Below are 13,930 nucleotides of genomic sequence, written 5' to 3'. Positions count from 1 at the left end.
CGTCCTTAAGAGCGCCTTCGCCGGCAAGCCTGGCTCCTACGAAAAGCTTGCATTGGGCGGCGAGGGGCACCCGCCACCTCGACAACTATTGCTTGCCCACTGCGGCAGCGAGCAGCGGCGCCACCTGTTCATCGGTCAATGCGGCGTGGACTTCCATGTTCATGAGGTCGCTCCATTCCAGCACCCACTTCTGAATCGCCACTGGATCACTGGCCTCGGCAATGCCCACACCACTGGAGCCGCCGACAGCATGCCAACGTCCCAGCATGGTGACGCCTGCGGGTGGGGCACCACCGGTCTTGAGAAAACGTTCGATCGCGCTGTTGCGTTGTTGCGGACTGATGGACCAACGGACCATGTATAACATCTGCCACCTCCTGCTACGGACTGGCACCTTCAATCTTCGCGTTACTGGCTGGCGCCGGGGCCACGGTCACGCCTGAGTTTCCAGCTACGTCCTGGCTGGCCTGAAACCTGTTCTCCCATGAGAAGGCATAGCAGCGGACCGTGTCGCGTGTACGACCGCTGATCCTGTTTCAGGGCATTCTAATGAACGTATCGGGATAACGGTGCAAGCCATCAGGCATCACGCAACAAGTCGTTGGCATTGAGCAGCTCGTAGGCGACTTCCGGATGTTTCTCCAGTCCTCGGCGAATGGCCGCCGGGATCGACTGACGGGTTTTGCGGCACAGGCCCGGCAGTTCGCCCAAGGTGATATTGATACCGCGCATGGTGCGCACTTCATTGAAGCCCGGAGCGATCTCCACGCGCAGACCCAACTGCTCATACATTCGCCGTTGCAGACGCTCCAGGTCGCTCAGGCTCTGGAGGTTTTCCAGGCGTTCGATCAGGCGTTTCTCTTCCGACTGGGTCAGGCTCAGGATGCGCAGGTCCGTGCCGGGCGTTTCCAACAGCTGCTCACGCTCGCAGATGCAAGCACCGGGAGGGCAGGGTTGGCGGATCGGAAGAGAGGTCGTCATGGGTTTCAATCATAGAGCGCTATGATCAGCTTTGCCCATGGGTTGTTGTAGCGTTGGGCGCGATGTTTGCGCTCGATGCAACACGCCTCTTGTTTACATCGTGTTTAGTGTGTTGCATCGACCGGTTGAATCTATTTTATCTGCACAATCACCGGACCTTCCGTCACGATTGGCGGGTCCGCCTGGATATGCGAGGCATTTTTCTGAATCCAGTCGCGCGCGACTTTCAAGCTCGCATCGGTGCCGGCCTTGTCCGTGCAAACAGTTACCGCCGTGCCGCCATCACCCGTATTGAGTAGTGTGTAGCTTACGATGCCAGGCACTGTCCGCAGGGCCGCTTCGACATCGGCATTGCGCTTTTCCAGAAACTCGAAAAGCTCCTTTGCGCCAGCACCCAGGTAGGTTCTTATCACCGCATACATAGTCGTCTCCTTCGGGAGTAACGTCTTGATGCCCATCCAGATCCGCTGATGGCCGCCATCACTCCGGTATCAGTTCACCCCCGATTTATTCAGCTTAGCCAAACGCCGGTGACAGGCGAAATGTAACGATCATCGGCGACATTTGGCCGGATGGGCGACCGTCGTTGGGCGGATTTACCTCTCTGTCGGTTCTTAGGGTCTTTACTTCTATTCAAGCCCTGTATGTACAGAGAGGAGCGCGCGATGAGCGACGAACAGGTAGCACCTGAAACACAAGGCGTTGCGGTGAAGTTACTGGCAACGGTTGACCTTGGCCCAGAGATCGAGGGCATGGCAGGGCGCCAGCTTAGAATGCGTATGGTGACCATCGAACCTGGAGGCGTCTTCGGGCCGGTTCACAACCATATAGACAGGCCCGGCACCGTTTACATACTGCAAGGAACCATCACCGACCATCGAAATGGCGTCGCCACGGACTATGGGCCGGGCGTGGGTTGGCCCGAGGACAGGAACACCACGCACTGGCTTGAGAACCGAGGCACGATTGCGGCGGTGGAGATCTCGGTCGATATTGTCAGGCAAGAGTAAGCCGGTCACCATGGAGTCCGTGGAGCGATCTTCAACAGCCTGTGATGGAGAGCGATTGCCTTCGCTATCAAGAGGCTGCGACTGAAACTCCCGTCCGGGCAAGCAGTGTTTCGGACGCGACCATGAACTGACTGATATGCGCTTCAGTCATGCCCGTAGACGGCAGGATCGCCTGGCCCTTGCTGTTGAACATCACGCCGCTGCGATCCTCGATCTCAGGGGCAACCAGTAGCGGGACGATTCTCTTCGCATAAGTTTCGGCGGTGGGTGTCAGCAGCCCGATCAGGCCCTCCGCGATGCGCGACTTCAGCGAACCCTTGCCGAAAAAGTTATCGCGGATACTGGTTTTGATAAGGCCGGGGTTCAGGCCAAAAACGCTCAAGCGTGGGTAGCGCTTCATCGCATCCAGAACGAGCATTTCGTTGCCGGCCACAGTGTTCATATGCGCGGACATGGCCTTGTAGGACCTTTCAGCATTGAGGTCGTCGAACGTCCCTATCTGACCCGTGCCGGGATAGCCCACGACAATCACCCTTGGTTTGCTCTGAGTCTTCGGCCTGTCTGTACCCAGCTTCGGCCCGACGTTGCGCAGGATGACCATGCGGTTCAGATAGCTGACCGCCAGATCGCGCTCAATGCCCTCCGCTGTTTCCTGACGTTGGGAGGCGGCGAAGATACCGGTGGTGAAAACGAGCAGGTCCAGGGATTCCGCCGGCAGCAACTTTGCAACCCGCAGCGCCTCACTCATCAGGCTCAGGTCCGCCTGGAGACACTCGATGCCCTGGGTGCCAGCATCACGAAAGGTTTGCCCAACGACCAGGACGCGGGCGCCGCGAGAGGCCAGCAAGCGACTCAATGCCTGCCCGATGCCACCGGTGCCACCCACGACGGCAACCCGCATTCCTTTGAGGTCAAGGTTCTCTGCATCGACATGGCGCCACGTCAGGCTGGTGTCACGTTTCATGATGGCTCTCACATAAATGGCTGGAGGCGCATCATCCCCTTTATCGTTTTTGGGATAAATATGGGTTTTTGGATTTGACTGATCCATTAATGGAGCAAACGTCCAACCCCTTGAACTCAAGGAAGTCGAGGAGGTTCTGACTGGGCCACGCTGGCTCTCAGCGCTCTGGCTACCTTGGTTTGAATCTCGTAAGCAGGCGCCTCGACGGCTGTGTAATCACGGGTATAGCGAGTGGAAAACTCCCGAACCCCCCATTGCTGGTACTGCTGCACGTGCTTCAATTCATGCGCCCACAGCGCGACATTGTTAAGTGCATCATCGAGACTGCGAAAGACGATGATGTCTATCAGGGTGACTGCAGTGACATCGGGATTCTGCAGCATGGTGTTTGCAGCGTTCAGCTCCTCATCATCGCCTACCTTGTAGCGGGCCGAATCAAGCACTTGAATGTCATAGTAGGGTTCGAGTTGGGCCCGGATATTCAGCGGGATTGTCCGAATATCGCCAGTTGCCGCGGTGTCGCGTGATTGCACGATCCAACTCTGTAATCCAGAGGAAGCTATTTGGCTCATGTTTTCAAAAATCGACCCGGTCTCCTCTTTGGAGCCCGGAGTACAAAAACAAGTGACCACGCAGACTTCGTACTGCCCTTTTGGGCAGGCGTAAACAGAGAACGAAGTGCCAACGGAAAAGAGCAGTACCGATAACCGGAAAACTTGACGCAAAAAGACAGCTGACAATTGGTTCTCCCAGAGGTAGTGGCGGTCGGCAGGCGATGCTTCTGGTAGCTCGCACCCGGTATCCAACCACGCGTATGACCGTAGCGGCCACCGTTTGTTGCCTTCAGAGCCCACCGCTTTTTCAGGCCATTTCCCACATTACCTGAAAGGCCGCGCCTGGCCGTTTCTACCCGTCGCGTTCACAGCCGCGCGGCCGACAAACGGTCAGTCGCGCGCTGTCGGTCAATTACTCATGATGGGTGCCAGTGCAGTCTGAATCCTGGCCATTTGTGCCGGCGTTGTCATGCGCGTAAGCAGCCGGCCAAAGTGTGGATGCTGTACGCCCGAGATAATGTATTGCCAGCGATAGGCGCTCAGCATGCAGGCATTGATTTGCGCTGTCTCATCGACACTGAACGGTCGCGAGACACTTTGAATAAAGTAGTCGGCATCCGATGCCGATTGTGCCTGCAGGATTGCGTCGACCGCCGCCACCAGCGCAATCAGATCGTTCACTGCCTGGTCACACTCGTCTGGCGACAGTTTCGCATGCTCCGCCTTCCACTCCAGTTCATCGAGTACGACGTGCCGGCTTTCATCCTTCCAGTGAAATTTGAAGACATCCTTGAATAGCGGGCACAACTCCTCGCGCGGTGCGATGCTCTGTGCGTAGTGAGCCTGAACAAACAGCTCGATATGACAGGTCAGCGCCAGCACCGACCAAGTGCTGGCCGCAAGTACTGCCCGCGCCACATCGTTTGGATCGGCAACTTGACGGTATCCCGCTGGCAATCGCGAACCAATCATCGTTTCCATGCGCCGGAATAACTCCTGGTGCTTGATCTCGTCGTTGGAAAAACGCACCAACGCTTCGAGTGCAAGCTGATCGTCAAATACATGGGCTCGACCTTGATCGAGCATTTTGGCACTGATAAACCGCTCGACCAGGCCAAAGATATACGCATAGGTCCGGCCCTGAATCTGACTGAGCAGGCGTGCCTCGGCCTCTGCGAGAAAGGTCAGGCGGCCGATTTGCGAGAGTCCATCGGGCAAGAATTTGCGCGAGAAGTCGAAACCCCGGTCTTGCAGCAAATCGCGATCGATCTGCCATTCGGTTTTTTTCGATGATTTGACCATTTGAGCATAACGGGCGGCATTGCCTGACTCTGAGCGGGGTAGGGTAGCGATGGTGTTCATCTAGATCTCCTGCTGCCTTGGTCGAGTTGGAATGGGGCAATTACGGTTGACGTCGGAGCCAATGACCATCGATCTCTGAGTCCGCGTTGGTGCTAATCTAGGCATCGCGGTTCAGGTGGTGAATGACCGATGCGCCTGAATACCTGCTCCGGAGTCCGGAAAAGAGGACGGGCAAGTGTTGGATGCGCTTTCTGATGTCTTGCGTGTGATCAGGCTGTCTGGAGGGGTCTTCCTCGAGGCAGACCTCACTGCGCCCTGGTGCATCAACGGCAGAATCTCGGCGGATGATTGCAAACCGTTCCTGGCGGCCCCTCGACATATCATTGCGTCGCATTTTGTCGCCGCGGGGCACATGCAGATTCGAATAGACGGTGGTGCCACCCTCGAGGTGGGGGCAGGCGAACTCGTTCTGCTTCCTCGCAATGATGCCCATTCCTTTGGCAGTGACCTGAGCATTGCGCCCATGCCGGCGAGGGAAGTCATTCAGCCACCAGACGTCGGCGGCATTTCACGAATCAGGTACGGCGGGGGCGGCGAGGTCACGCAGTTGTTGTGTGGCTTCCTCGGCTCTGAAACACCCTTCAGCCCGTTGCTTTCGTCGCTGCCATCCTTATTGAAACTGGACTTGCGCGCGACGGCTTCGGGCACCTGGATCGAAAGCTCATTCCGTTTTGCTGTGAGTGAAATCGCGGCGGGACGGGTCGGCTCGACAACGGTCATCGCCAAGCTATCCGAATTGCTATTCGTCGAAGCCGTCAGCCAGTACGTCGCCAGCCTACCCACTGAGCGGCGCGGGTGGCTGGCGGGTTTGCGAGACCCGCATATCGGGCGCGCACTGGCGCTACTCCATGCTCGTCCAACCGAGGGCTGGACTGCAGAAGCGCTGGCGCTTGAAGTGGGCATGTCGCGCTCGGTATTCGCGGAGCGATTCACGGCATTGGTCGGACAGCCACCGATGCAATACCTGACGCTCTGGCGTATGCACGTGGCGGCTCAACACCTACGCGAAGGTCGCGGCAATGTGGCGCAAATTGGCTTTGCCGTTGGCTACGAGTCCGAAGCTGCGTTCAGTCGCGCATTCAAACGCCAGTTCGGCACGTCCCCCGGCACTTGGCGCAGACAATCAGCATGAGAAGATCCGGAGCCGATGGAGACTCACTCAGCTAAATCGAAAGACCAAACCGACATTCGTGCTCTGCCCCTTTTCGAGACGCATGTTCGATCAAGAAGCCACACCGTTCGAGTACTTTTGCCGAGCCGATATTTCCCGCGTATACGGTGGCAACCAGTTGTTTAAGGTTCCAGTGCACCTGCGCCTGCTGGATCAGATGCTTCACCGCCAGCGTCGCCAGTCCCTGTCCGCAAGCGTTTTGGGCAATCCGGTAGCCGACTTCTGCCGACCGCTCGGTCATGTCGATGCCTTTGAGGTTCGCCCGACCCACGATGTTTCCGGCGTCATCTTCGATGACGAATGGGTGCCAGGTTCCGGCGGCAAAATCAGCTAAATAAGCGTCAATGTGGTCGGTGACGCCCTGCACCGAATAAAAAGCAGAGCCGCGCGCGTCAATGTGGCGCTCGAACCATTCGCGGTTGTCCAATTCAAATGTCAGCAACGCCTCGGCATCAGTACTTTGCAGGGTACGAATTCTGATGGGCTTCATAAGGTCGCTTTCCTTGCGGGTGAAACTACTTGAATGATTGTGCAGTGGAACAACTGTCCGCTCCTGGCCGGTAGGGCGGACAGTCAGGACACTAGCGTCAGGCTTCGGATCGATGAGCCGCCCAGTGTTTCATCTCTTCGGCAATGAAGTGGTTCACCAGGTCGCTGTACATCTTCTCGATGGCATCCGGGCTCAGGCCCTCGGCTTCGGCCCATTCGCGTCGTGTTGCCAACATGGCCTTGAAACGCTCCGGAGCGCGCACCGAAGTCACCGAGGTCTTGAACTTCGAGGCGGCCAGCACGTAGTGAAAACGCTTGCCCAGCAGCTTGATAACGGCCTGATCAAGGGCGTCGATTTCGCGTCGGATATCTTCCATGCCTGCACACTCTGCGGGCTGCAACTGATTGATGACTTCCATGTAGGTGACTCCGTTTGTTGAAAAAATCGTGGGATTCAAGTGCCGATTTTACGACGGCTACGCAGCCTCGCGAGCGCTGATAAATTCGATGAGCGCTTTCAAGGCGGGTGGCACATGCCGCCGGCTTGAGTAGTAAAGAAAGAACCGGCTGGGCGGCGCTTTCCACTCCTGGAGTATTTCTCTGAGATTCCCGTTCCGGAGATCGTCGCGCACCAGCTCCTCGTAGACATAGGCAATACCAGCGCCATCTTTCGCTGCCTGGATCATCAGCCCATCGTCTTCCAGAATCAGCGGGCCGGTGACGGACAATCGTATCGGTTGACCGTCGGCTTGATACTCCCAAGCGTAAAGTTTGCCACTGGGAAAACGCCTGGCAATGCACGCATGGTCGAGCAAGTCGCGGGGGACGTGCGCGGTTCCCTTCGCGGCCAGATAAGCATCCGCGGCTACGGTCACGAACGATTGAGGTGCGCCGACAGGGACTGCGATCATGTCACCGGCCAGGCTTTCACCAAAGCGGACTCCAGCGTCAAATCCCTCATTGACGATATCGGTCAATCCATCATCGGTGATCAGGTCCAACTGAATACGTGGATACCTGGCTACGAAGGGCGCCAGCACTTTCGCAAACACGATGCGAGCCGCGGGACGCGCCACGTTGAGGCGAAGTTTGCCAGTGGGCACTTCCTGCATCGAGGTCAATTGCGCCAATGCATCGTTAACCTGGTGCAGGCTCGGGACCAGCGTTGCCAATAGCTGCTGGCCGGCCTCGGTTGGGGTCACGCTACGAGTGGTTCGGTTCAGCAGCCTGATGCCCAAACGTGCTTCCAACGCTCGCATTGCGTGACTCAACGCGGAAGCCGAAACGCCACGTTCGTCGGCGGCCTTGCGAAAGCTGCGATGGCGAGCGACGGCGGCAAAGGCGTCGAGTTCAGAGAGATCGGGGTGATAACTCATGAGTGTTGTTCAGTAGTTCAAATACGATTACCTATCTTATCGTCATGAGACCTCTGCCGGATACTTCCTCCATCATTCGTGGAGAGGTCGCTATGCAAAACAATCGTCTTGGATCATCGGATTTTCTGATTTCGCCGATTGGCCTGGGAACCTGGGCAATCGCCGGCACCGGCTGGGAGTACAGTTGGGGAGCGCAGGATGACAAGGACAGCCTGGGCGCACTTGAATATGCCGTCGAACGCGGCGTGAACTGGATTGATACCGCTGCGGTTTATGGCTTGGGCCATGCGGAGCAACTGGTGGGGCAATTGCTGCGGCGGGTGCCGGCCTCACGGCGTCCTTTGGTGTTCACCAAAGGCAGTCTGGTCTGGGACCCGGTCACGAAGAAGATTTCGCATTCACTGGCCCCTCAATCCTTGCTTGCCGAGATCGACGCAAGCTTGCGCCGGCTTCAAGTCGAGACCATCGATCTTTATCAGATCCACTGGCCTGCTTTTCCTGCCGACGCCAGCAGTGAAGGCATTGAAATGGCGCTTTCGGCTTTGGCTGCCGCGCGCGATCAAGGAAAGATTCGCGCTATCGGTGTATCGAATTTCGATGTCGCTCAACTCAAGCGGGCGCAGGCGGTGACAGAGATCGTTTCGCTCCAGCCGCCGTACTCGGCCTTGATGCGGGACATCGAGCAGGACGTTCTGCCATTCTGCGAGCAGGCCGGGGTGGGTGTGCTTGCCTATTCCACGCTTCAATCAGGGCTGCTTTCCGGCAGCATGACGCGCGAACGCATTTCGCAACTGCCCGAAGACGATTGGCGCAAGGCCCGAAGTGCTGATTTCCAGGAACCCCGTTTGAGTGCGAACCTGGCATTGGTTGACGTCATGGCACGTATTGGAGAAAGGCACGGGGTGAGCGCTGCTGCGGTCGCCATCGCCTGGGTACTTCGCAAACCGGTCGTGACGGGCGCCATTGTCGGAGCCCGCCATCGCACACAAGTAGACGGGCTGATTACAGCCCTGGAGTTGCGTCTCAGCGCTGCGGAGATCGGCGAAATTCGACCGTTCCTGCCGGCGGGCATGGGAACCAATGTCCCTGGTGCCGCCTGACACTATTTTGAGAAGAGGATGAGTGTTCAGTTTGCATACTGAACGCAGGCGTTCGATGGGTAGCAGAGCGGTCGATCAAGATCGCAATACTACCCATCACAACACCGATCAAGCCCAGCGGCGCGGTCAGCACCACCATCCACATGCGAGAGAAGTTCTGCAGTTGCAGCATAAGCAGCAGGATGCTGATCATCATCAGCGGGGCCACCGCCAGCAGCGCCTTGTTGGCCTTGTCGCTTTCCTCCACCGCGCCGCCCACGTCGATGCGGTAGCCCAACGGCTGTTTCGCTTCGATCTTCTTGAGCAACGGCTGGATCTGCTGCGTCACCGATACACCTTGCTATCAGTTTTTGCACTCCGCCATCACCACATGACAGGTCGTCGGCGTGCCACCGGATTGGCCGGCATAGCGTATGCAATTATCCATGGACTTTTGGCGAGCCATGTCCAGGGTCGAGCCCCAGGCCAGGCCGCCCTCGCCAGCGGTGGGTAGCGCTTTTGCATAGCAACTTGAGCCTGCGCTTGAGTCTGTACTTGAGGCCGAGTAGCGGGCCGTGGAAGTTTTGCCCGCACAGCCCGCGGTCAGGGCCAGGTTGATGGCGAGCAGGGAAGGGAGGATCCATGACGAGCATTGGCGTGCTGTTTTGCCGATCATCCCGTTTCCCCTGTATCAAGAGGCTGGAGGCGTGTTTGTGGTCGTGTTCTATTTAGATTAGACGGTGTTGCGCCTGCCTTGGTTAAAACGGCTCGTTAAATAAACGAGCCGTTGTTGTGAAGGTGTTCAGCGGGGCAAGTGCATGGATGTCAGATAACCTCAAAGGTGGTCCGCATCAATCACAGCCTTGGCGAACGCCTGCGGATCTTCCTGCGGCAGGTTGTGGCCGATGCCGCCGCTGATCAGCCGGAACTCGTATTTGCCGGTGAAGCGCTTGGCGTAATCCTCGGGGGCGGGGTGCGGCGCGCCGTTGGCATCGCCTTCAAGGGTGATGGTCGGCACGCTGATGGAAGGCGCCGTGGCCAGTTTCTGCTCCAGCGCTTCGTATCGGCTCTCGCCCTGGACCAGACCCAGGCGCCAGCGGTAGTTGAACACGGTGATGTCGACATGGTCGGGGTTGTCCAGTGCCTTGGCGCTGCGGTCGAAAGTGGCGTCGTCGAACGCCCATTTCGGCGAAGCCAGTTGCCATATCAACTTGGCGAAGTCGTGGGTGTTTTTCTCGTACCCGGCGCGACCGCGATCGGTGGCGAAGTAAAACTGATACCACCACTGCAATTCAGCCTTGGGTGGCAGCGGGTTCTTGCCGGCCGCCTGATTGCCGATCAGATACCCGCTGACCGAGACCAGCGCCTTGACCCGCTCTGGCCACAGCGCCGAGACAATATCAGCCGAGCGCGCGCCCCAATCATAACCACCGAGCACGGCTTGTTTGATCTTCAGCGCATCCATGAAGTCGATGACGTCACTGGCCAGCGCAGCCGGTTGGCCATTGCGAACGGTTTTATCGGACAGAAAATGCGTATCGCCATAGCCACGCGCATACGGCATCAGCACTCGATAGCCCTTTGCAGCAAGCAACGGGGCGACCTCGTCATAGCTGTGAATGTCGTACGGCCAGCCGTGCAGAAGAATCACCACCGGCCCGTCCGCCGGGCCCGTTTCGGCGTATGCCACGTTGAGCAGCCCGGCGTTGACATGCTTGAGCGGGCCGAACGGGGAGGGTGCTGCATGAGTGGCGCCAGCATCGATCGCGGTTGGCTGCGCGGCGGTCGTTTGTGCGTGGGCCGCACCGAGAACACCGAACAGGGTTAACGCGAGGATCGATGAGCCGAGCAGGCGGTGGCGGGTTTTTCCGGTTTTGTTCTGCAGTGCCATCTTCATGTGATGTCTCCGTTGCAAGCCGTTGGCCAGGGGTTCTGACTGAGCCCCTCGAAACCTTGTTTGCATTTGAACGCGGCGACGTATCTGGCCTGTGTCGAATCGCAGGCCTGGTGAAAAACCATGTATCGAGAGGCTAATCAGACACACTGTGATACATAGGGAGAGATCTCGGTATCAAATCGCATATCTGAAAAAGGAGAGGCCATTGAAATTAAAGTTCAGCCATGTGGATGTTCTCGTCAAAGACCTTGAGGAAGCGTGCAGGTATTACGCCCGTGTCTTCAGTGCCAAAATTTCAAAGACACTTGATTGGCAGCGCGACGGTTTGCATGTGCGCTATGCGATCGTCATGTTCGGCACGGAGCGCCTTATGCTGGTGCAACCGTTTACCGGAAATCTCAAGGCTCTGATGGACGCCAACGGCGAAGGCACGATCTACCGGCACTGCTATTCCACACCGGACATCGAGGCAGCCTACGACGAATTGATCGACGCAGGCGTCCAGCCGGAAAATGAGAACGGCAAACCGCTGTCTCGCGATAATCTCCAGTCGCCAAGTGGGACACGCATACTCTGGTTACCGAAACGCTTCGGGCATTTTTCTATTGAGTTGCTTGAAGAGAAAGAGCTGGAGGCATTTATCAAGGATGCATTTGCCGAGGAGGATTTATCCCTGGTAGCGATAAATTCGGACATGTGTCTCCAGTCAGATCTTGATGATTAGTGTCGAGAGGGCGCGTTGCGGGCCGATACTGCTGTTGACCTGCGCCTCGATGCTGACCAGTACATCGCCAGCATGATAGGTGGGCAGGATTTCATTGGCATACCGAGGCCACTATCCTGCTCTTGGACGAAAACGATTCGGCTACCTACGGCTGCTCCCGGACCGGTTTCGGCCTGTCTCGATCGCAATAAAACGGCAAAAATGCAGATGCTTGATTATGAAGCAGGTACATTCAGAATACTTACTAAAAGAAAATGTACATGAAGAAGCTAAGTAATGATTTCAGTGGGGCACTCCGAACGTTTGCGTACTTCATGGCAAGTGGGCGCCACTACATGCTTGAAAACGTGAAGTACCTCGACATTTATGGCTCTGAACCGAGTGCAATTGAGATGGTCTTCGCGATATTCGCGAACGTAATAGAGATGGACAGTGAAGGCAACGTGCTCAATTTCACCTACGCCCAAAGGAGAGCGACTGACTACTTAAGGTCATACTGCGACCCATCTTTCAAAGTAACGCCTCCTCTTGAAGACTGGGAAACTGAGCTCTATGGGCCGCCCTCACTCGGACGCTAAGAAATGGCTTTAGCTCGCAGACACGAGGGACCGGAAAGGGTCAAAAGTATCCAGACGAGTGGCAGCTTTTGGCCGACTGCTGCTTGTTGCGAAAGGCTGCAGCCCTGAGCGGACACTCGTCAACGTCCGCCAGGGTCGATAGCTGCATGCTCCGCTATTGCAGCGGAACATACACGTCAGTCTGCCATTGATCCTGCGGCGTCTCGGGATAGACGCTCAGGTAATTGAAGAACAACGGGTGGTCACGGAGTTCCTCGCCACTGGCAGGAAGCCAATCGCGGTAAATCGGATAGATCGTTTCGCCGATGTGATCCGGTGACCCCGTATGTCGCACCACGACGCAGCGACCGCCAGGAATGACGATCTCGCGCACACCGAACTCATTCGGCGCCACGGCCTCATGAATCTCGCCGCAGATGGCGAAGCGGAATGCTTGTGGAGGTGTCGTGTCGGGATTGTCATAGGGAATGCCAAAGGTGCGACTCGATGCCACCGGCGACTGTCCGCTCTGCATGCGCCACTCGATGAACTTGCGCACGCTCTCATTGACGAGCCCGGGTGGTCCGCAGTGCTCAAGCGCTGCAACCCTGACTTCAGGGAATTCCACGATTCGTACTTGCATGATGATAGTCCTGGAAAAATGAGGGATTGCGAATACCGCATTCCAGATCTGCCAGTTCGGTTCCTTCCTGAACGCACTCGGGGTCATACCGAACGCCCGCCTGAACGCCCTGCAAAATGCCTCGGGGCTTTCAAAGCCGGCACCGAGTGCGGCGTCCAGTACCGAGTGATCAGCGAGGGCGGCCAGGCGATGTGCCGCGCGTCGTAGCCGCATCAGTTGCACATAACGTGAGACCGGCACACCTGCGAACGCGCTGAATTGTCGATGGAAGTGAAACACCGAAAAGTTCGCCACATGACTCAACGTCTTCACCGACAGGTCACCTTCGAGGTTGGCATCAATGTAGGCGAGTACGGCGTTGAAGCGTTTTGTGTAAGCGAAGTTGCTCGGCATGTCAGACACTGGGAAAAGGCTCCTGGAGGTACGGTCGGCAATAGAATCGACTATAGCGGTGTAAACGCGCCTAGCCGCGTTTGCTCAAGGTACGTTTTGGGTTGGCCGATGCGGTTTCTTCCACGGCGATGTAAACGGTTAAAAATGCCAGTCATCAGCGCGAACGACACGACAGAATGGACCCGCCAGGGTCGCATTGTGATGAGCGATGATATGTTCGGCCTTCAACTCAGGGGTATCGGTGCAGGTATGACCATCGGCGATCAGTACTGCATCGAATCCAAGATCGCGTGCGGCGCGGCAGGTGCTGTCGACACAATACTGGGTCTTCATTCCGGCAATAACCACACCTTGAGATCCACAAGCCTTTAGCCGATCGGCCAGGTCAGTCATGGCGAAAGCGTTGGGTCGGTTTTTTTCGAAGATTACTTCGTCGCCTTGTAGCAGCAGTTCCTGTACCAGTTGCGCCAACGGGCTTGCAGGTTCGATTGGCGAGCCAGGTGGGCCGACGTGGCGAGCAAGGAAAATTGGCGCGCCAGCCCTGCGGGCCCTGCTCAACAGGTTATTCAAAGTGTTCAGCAGCGCTTCGCCAGCCCATGGTTTATCCGGACCATGAAACAATCCAACCTGCATATCGAGAATCAACAGTGCGTACATAGTGCTTTCCTTGCGTTTGGACCAGCGACACAAGGGCAAAAGAAAAGGTTCTTCACGGATTACCGGGAAAGAT

At 57.0% G+C, this 13,930-nt stretch carries 19 protein-coding genes; 5 read left to right on the top strand and 14 right to left on the bottom strand.

Features of this window, described 5'->3' with window-relative positions:
- Positions 1 to 85: 85 nt before the first annotated feature.
- The 3 genes from AC30D7_RS27960 to AC30D7_RS27950 form a co-directional block, all read right to left on the bottom strand.
- A complete protein-coding gene (locus tag AC30D7_RS27960) occupies positions 86 to 367 on the bottom strand; it encodes a DUF3303 domain-containing protein (protein WP_490136235.1) in 282 nt (93 codons plus the stop codon).
- 212 nt (positions 368 to 579) lie between these two features.
- Entirely contained in the window at positions 580 to 981 is a 402-nt protein-coding gene (locus AC30D7_RS27955) for a hypothetical protein (protein WP_007937009.1), read from the bottom strand.
- Between the two features lie 131 nt (positions 982 to 1,112).
- Complete coding sequence (locus AC30D7_RS27950; RefSeq protein WP_490136234.1) at positions 1,113 to 1,403, bottom strand: hypothetical protein; 291 nt, start codon at positions 1,401 to 1,403, stop codon at positions 1,113 to 1,115.
- Positions 1,404 to 1,646: 243 nt separating this feature from the next.
- Here AC30D7_RS27950 and AC30D7_RS27945 point away from each other — a divergent pair, with 243 nt between their 5' ends.
- Positions 1,647 to 1,991: a cupin domain-containing protein gene (locus AC30D7_RS27945; RefSeq protein WP_490136233.1), complete on the top strand. Its 345-nt coding sequence runs from the start codon at positions 1,647 to 1,649 to the stop codon at positions 1,989 to 1,991.
- 67 nt (positions 1,992 to 2,058) lie between these two features.
- On the opposite strand, the gene AC30D7_RS27940 is transcribed toward AC30D7_RS27945, so the two are convergent.
- From AC30D7_RS27940 to AC30D7_RS27930, 3 genes are all read right to left on the bottom strand, one after another.
- Entirely contained in the window at positions 2,059 to 2,955 is an 897-nt protein-coding gene (locus AC30D7_RS27940; protein WP_490136232.1) for an SDR family NAD(P)-dependent oxidoreductase, read from the bottom strand.
- 116 nt (positions 2,956 to 3,071) lie between these two features.
- A complete protein-coding gene (locus tag AC30D7_RS27935) occupies positions 3,072 to 3,695 on the bottom strand; it encodes an eCIS core domain-containing protein (protein ID WP_490136231.1) in 624 nt (207 codons plus the stop codon).
- Between the two features lie 222 nt (positions 3,696 to 3,917).
- The gene (locus AC30D7_RS27930) at positions 3,918 to 4,871 is read right to left on the bottom strand and encodes a hypothetical protein (RefSeq protein ID WP_490136230.1); all 954 of its coding nucleotides are present in this window, start codon (positions 4,869 to 4,871) and stop codon (positions 3,918 to 3,920) included.
- Positions 4,872 to 5,046: 175 nt separating this feature from the next.
- Here AC30D7_RS27930 and AC30D7_RS27925 point away from each other — a divergent pair, with 175 nt between their 5' ends.
- Positions 5,047 to 6,003, top strand: a complete 957-nt coding sequence (locus AC30D7_RS27925; protein ID WP_490136229.1) for an AraC family transcriptional regulator — start codon at positions 5,047 to 5,049, stop codon at positions 6,001 to 6,003.
- Positions 6,004 to 6,034: 31 nt separating this feature from the next.
- On the opposite strand, the gene AC30D7_RS27920 is transcribed toward AC30D7_RS27925, so the two are convergent.
- The 3 genes from AC30D7_RS27920 to AC30D7_RS27910 all read right to left on the bottom strand — a co-directional run bounded on the left by AC30D7_RS27920 (position 6,035) and on the right by AC30D7_RS27910 (position 7,907).
- On the bottom strand, positions 6,035 to 6,532 hold the full coding sequence (locus tag AC30D7_RS27920) for a GNAT family N-acetyltransferase (RefSeq protein WP_349746513.1): 498 nt from the start codon (positions 6,530 to 6,532) through the stop codon (positions 6,035 to 6,037).
- Between the two features lie 97 nt (positions 6,533 to 6,629).
- Entirely contained in the window at positions 6,630 to 6,950 is a 321-nt protein-coding gene (locus AC30D7_RS27915) for an isochorismate lyase (protein WP_007937000.1), read from the bottom strand.
- A 57-nt stretch (positions 6,951 to 7,007) separates the two neighbouring features.
- Entirely contained in the window at positions 7,008 to 7,907 is a 900-nt protein-coding gene (locus AC30D7_RS27910; RefSeq protein ID WP_430953756.1) for a LysR family transcriptional regulator, read from the bottom strand.
- A gap of 92 nt (positions 7,908 to 7,999) precedes the next feature.
- Here AC30D7_RS27910 and AC30D7_RS27905 point away from each other — a divergent pair, with 92 nt between their 5' ends.
- On the top strand, positions 8,000 to 9,007 hold the full coding sequence (locus AC30D7_RS27905) for an aldo/keto reductase (protein WP_490136228.1): 1,008 nt from the start codon (positions 8,000 to 8,002) through the stop codon (positions 9,005 to 9,007).
- Here the strand turns inward: AC30D7_RS27905 and AC30D7_RS27900 are convergent.
- The 3 genes from AC30D7_RS27900 to AC30D7_RS27890 form a co-directional block, all read right to left on the bottom strand.
- Positions 8,931 to 9,335 (bottom strand): hypothetical protein, encoded by a 405-nt coding sequence (locus tag AC30D7_RS27900; RefSeq protein WP_490136227.1) that lies wholly within the window; start codon positions 9,333 to 9,335, stop codon positions 8,931 to 8,933. The two genes, AC30D7_RS27905 and AC30D7_RS27900, sit on opposite strands and share 77 nt — an antisense overlap.
- Before the next feature lie 15 nt (positions 9,336 to 9,350).
- A complete protein-coding gene (locus AC30D7_RS27895; protein WP_413695296.1) occupies positions 9,351 to 9,662 on the bottom strand; it encodes a hypothetical protein in 312 nt (103 codons plus the stop codon).
- A gap of 159 nt (positions 9,663 to 9,821) precedes the next feature.
- A complete protein-coding gene (locus AC30D7_RS27890) occupies positions 9,822 to 10,883 on the bottom strand; it encodes an alpha/beta fold hydrolase (protein ID WP_490136226.1) in 1,062 nt (353 codons plus the stop codon).
- Positions 10,884 to 11,088: 205 nt separating this feature from the next.
- Between AC30D7_RS27890 and AC30D7_RS27885 the strand changes: the two genes are divergently transcribed.
- Together AC30D7_RS27885 and AC30D7_RS27880 are read left to right on the top strand one after the other, a co-directional pair.
- Complete coding sequence (locus AC30D7_RS27885) at positions 11,089 to 11,607, top strand: VOC family protein (protein ID WP_490136225.1); 519 nt, start codon at positions 11,089 to 11,091, stop codon at positions 11,605 to 11,607.
- Positions 11,608 to 11,867: 260 nt separating this feature from the next.
- On the top strand, positions 11,868 to 12,185 hold the full coding sequence (locus AC30D7_RS27880) for a DUF7677 family protein (protein ID WP_204124044.1): 318 nt from the start codon (positions 11,868 to 11,870) through the stop codon (positions 12,183 to 12,185).
- A gap of 154 nt (positions 12,186 to 12,339) precedes the next feature.
- Here AC30D7_RS27880 and AC30D7_RS27875 read toward each other — a convergent pair whose 3' ends face one another.
- Both AC30D7_RS27875 and AC30D7_RS27870 read right to left on the bottom strand, forming a co-directional pair.
- Positions 12,340 to 13,209, bottom strand: coding sequence for an AraC family transcriptional regulator (locus tag AC30D7_RS27875; protein ID WP_490136224.1), 870 nt, complete (start codon positions 13,207 to 13,209; stop codon positions 12,340 to 12,342).
- A gap of 129 nt (positions 13,210 to 13,338) precedes the next feature.
- Complete coding sequence (locus AC30D7_RS27870; RefSeq protein WP_490136241.1) at positions 13,339 to 13,857, bottom strand: isochorismatase family protein; 519 nt, start codon at positions 13,855 to 13,857, stop codon at positions 13,339 to 13,341.
- Positions 13,858 to 13,930: the final 73 nt, after the last annotated feature.

This window comes from Pseudomonas sp. DF5 (assembly GCF_058148225.1).
Note: the sequence above shows the minus strand (reverse complement) of the source record. Positions and strands in the feature narration are given on the sequence as shown.

Bases quoted from the DNA above. Each gene is read 5' to 3' on its own strand.
- AC30D7_RS27960 (WP_490136235.1), bottom strand. From the start codon at position 367: ATGTTATACATGGTCCGTTGGTCCATCAGTCCGCAACAACGCAACAGC.
- AC30D7_RS27955 (WP_007937009.1), bottom strand. From the start codon at position 981: ATGACGACCTCTCTTCCGATCCGCCAACCCTGCCCTCCCGGTGCTTGC.
- AC30D7_RS27950 (WP_490136234.1), bottom strand. From the start codon at position 1,403: ATGTATGCGGTGATAAGAACCTACCTGGGTGCTGGCGCAAAGGAGCTT.
- AC30D7_RS27945 (WP_490136233.1), top strand. From the start codon at position 1,647: ATGAGCGACGAACAGGTAGCACCTGAAACACAAGGCGTTGCGGTGAAG.
- AC30D7_RS27940 (WP_490136232.1), bottom strand. From the start codon at position 2,955: ATGAAACGTGACACCAGCCTGACGTGGCGCCATGTCGATGCAGAGAAC.
- AC30D7_RS27930 (WP_490136230.1), bottom strand. From the start codon at position 4,871: ATGAACACCATCGCTACCCTACCCCGCTCAGAGTCAGGCAATGCCGCC.
- AC30D7_RS27920 (WP_349746513.1), bottom strand. From the start codon at position 6,532: ATGAAGCCCATCAGAATTCGTACCCTGCAAAGTACTGATGCCGAGGCG.
- AC30D7_RS27915 (WP_007937000.1), bottom strand. From the start codon at position 6,950: ATGGAAGTCATCAATCAGTTGCAGCCCGCAGAGTGTGCAGGCATGGAA.
- AC30D7_RS27910 (WP_430953756.1), bottom strand. From the start codon at position 7,907: ATGAGTTATCACCCCGATCTCTCTGAACTCGACGCCTTTGCCGCCGTC.
- AC30D7_RS27905 (WP_490136228.1), top strand. From the start codon at position 8,000: ATGCAAAACAATCGTCTTGGATCATCGGATTTTCTGATTTCGCCGATT.
- AC30D7_RS27895 (WP_413695296.1), bottom strand. From the start codon at position 9,662: ATGATCGGCAAAACAGCACGCCAATGCTCGTCATGGATCCTCCCTTCC.
- AC30D7_RS27890 (WP_490136226.1), bottom strand. From the start codon at position 10,883: ATGAAGATGGCACTGCAGAACAAAACCGGAAAAACCCGCCACCGCCTG.
- AC30D7_RS27880 (WP_204124044.1), top strand. From the start codon at position 11,868: ATGAAGAAGCTAAGTAATGATTTCAGTGGGGCACTCCGAACGTTTGCG.
- AC30D7_RS27870 (WP_490136241.1), bottom strand. From the start codon at position 13,857: ATGTACGCACTGTTGATTCTCGATATGCAGGTTGGATTGTTTCATGGT.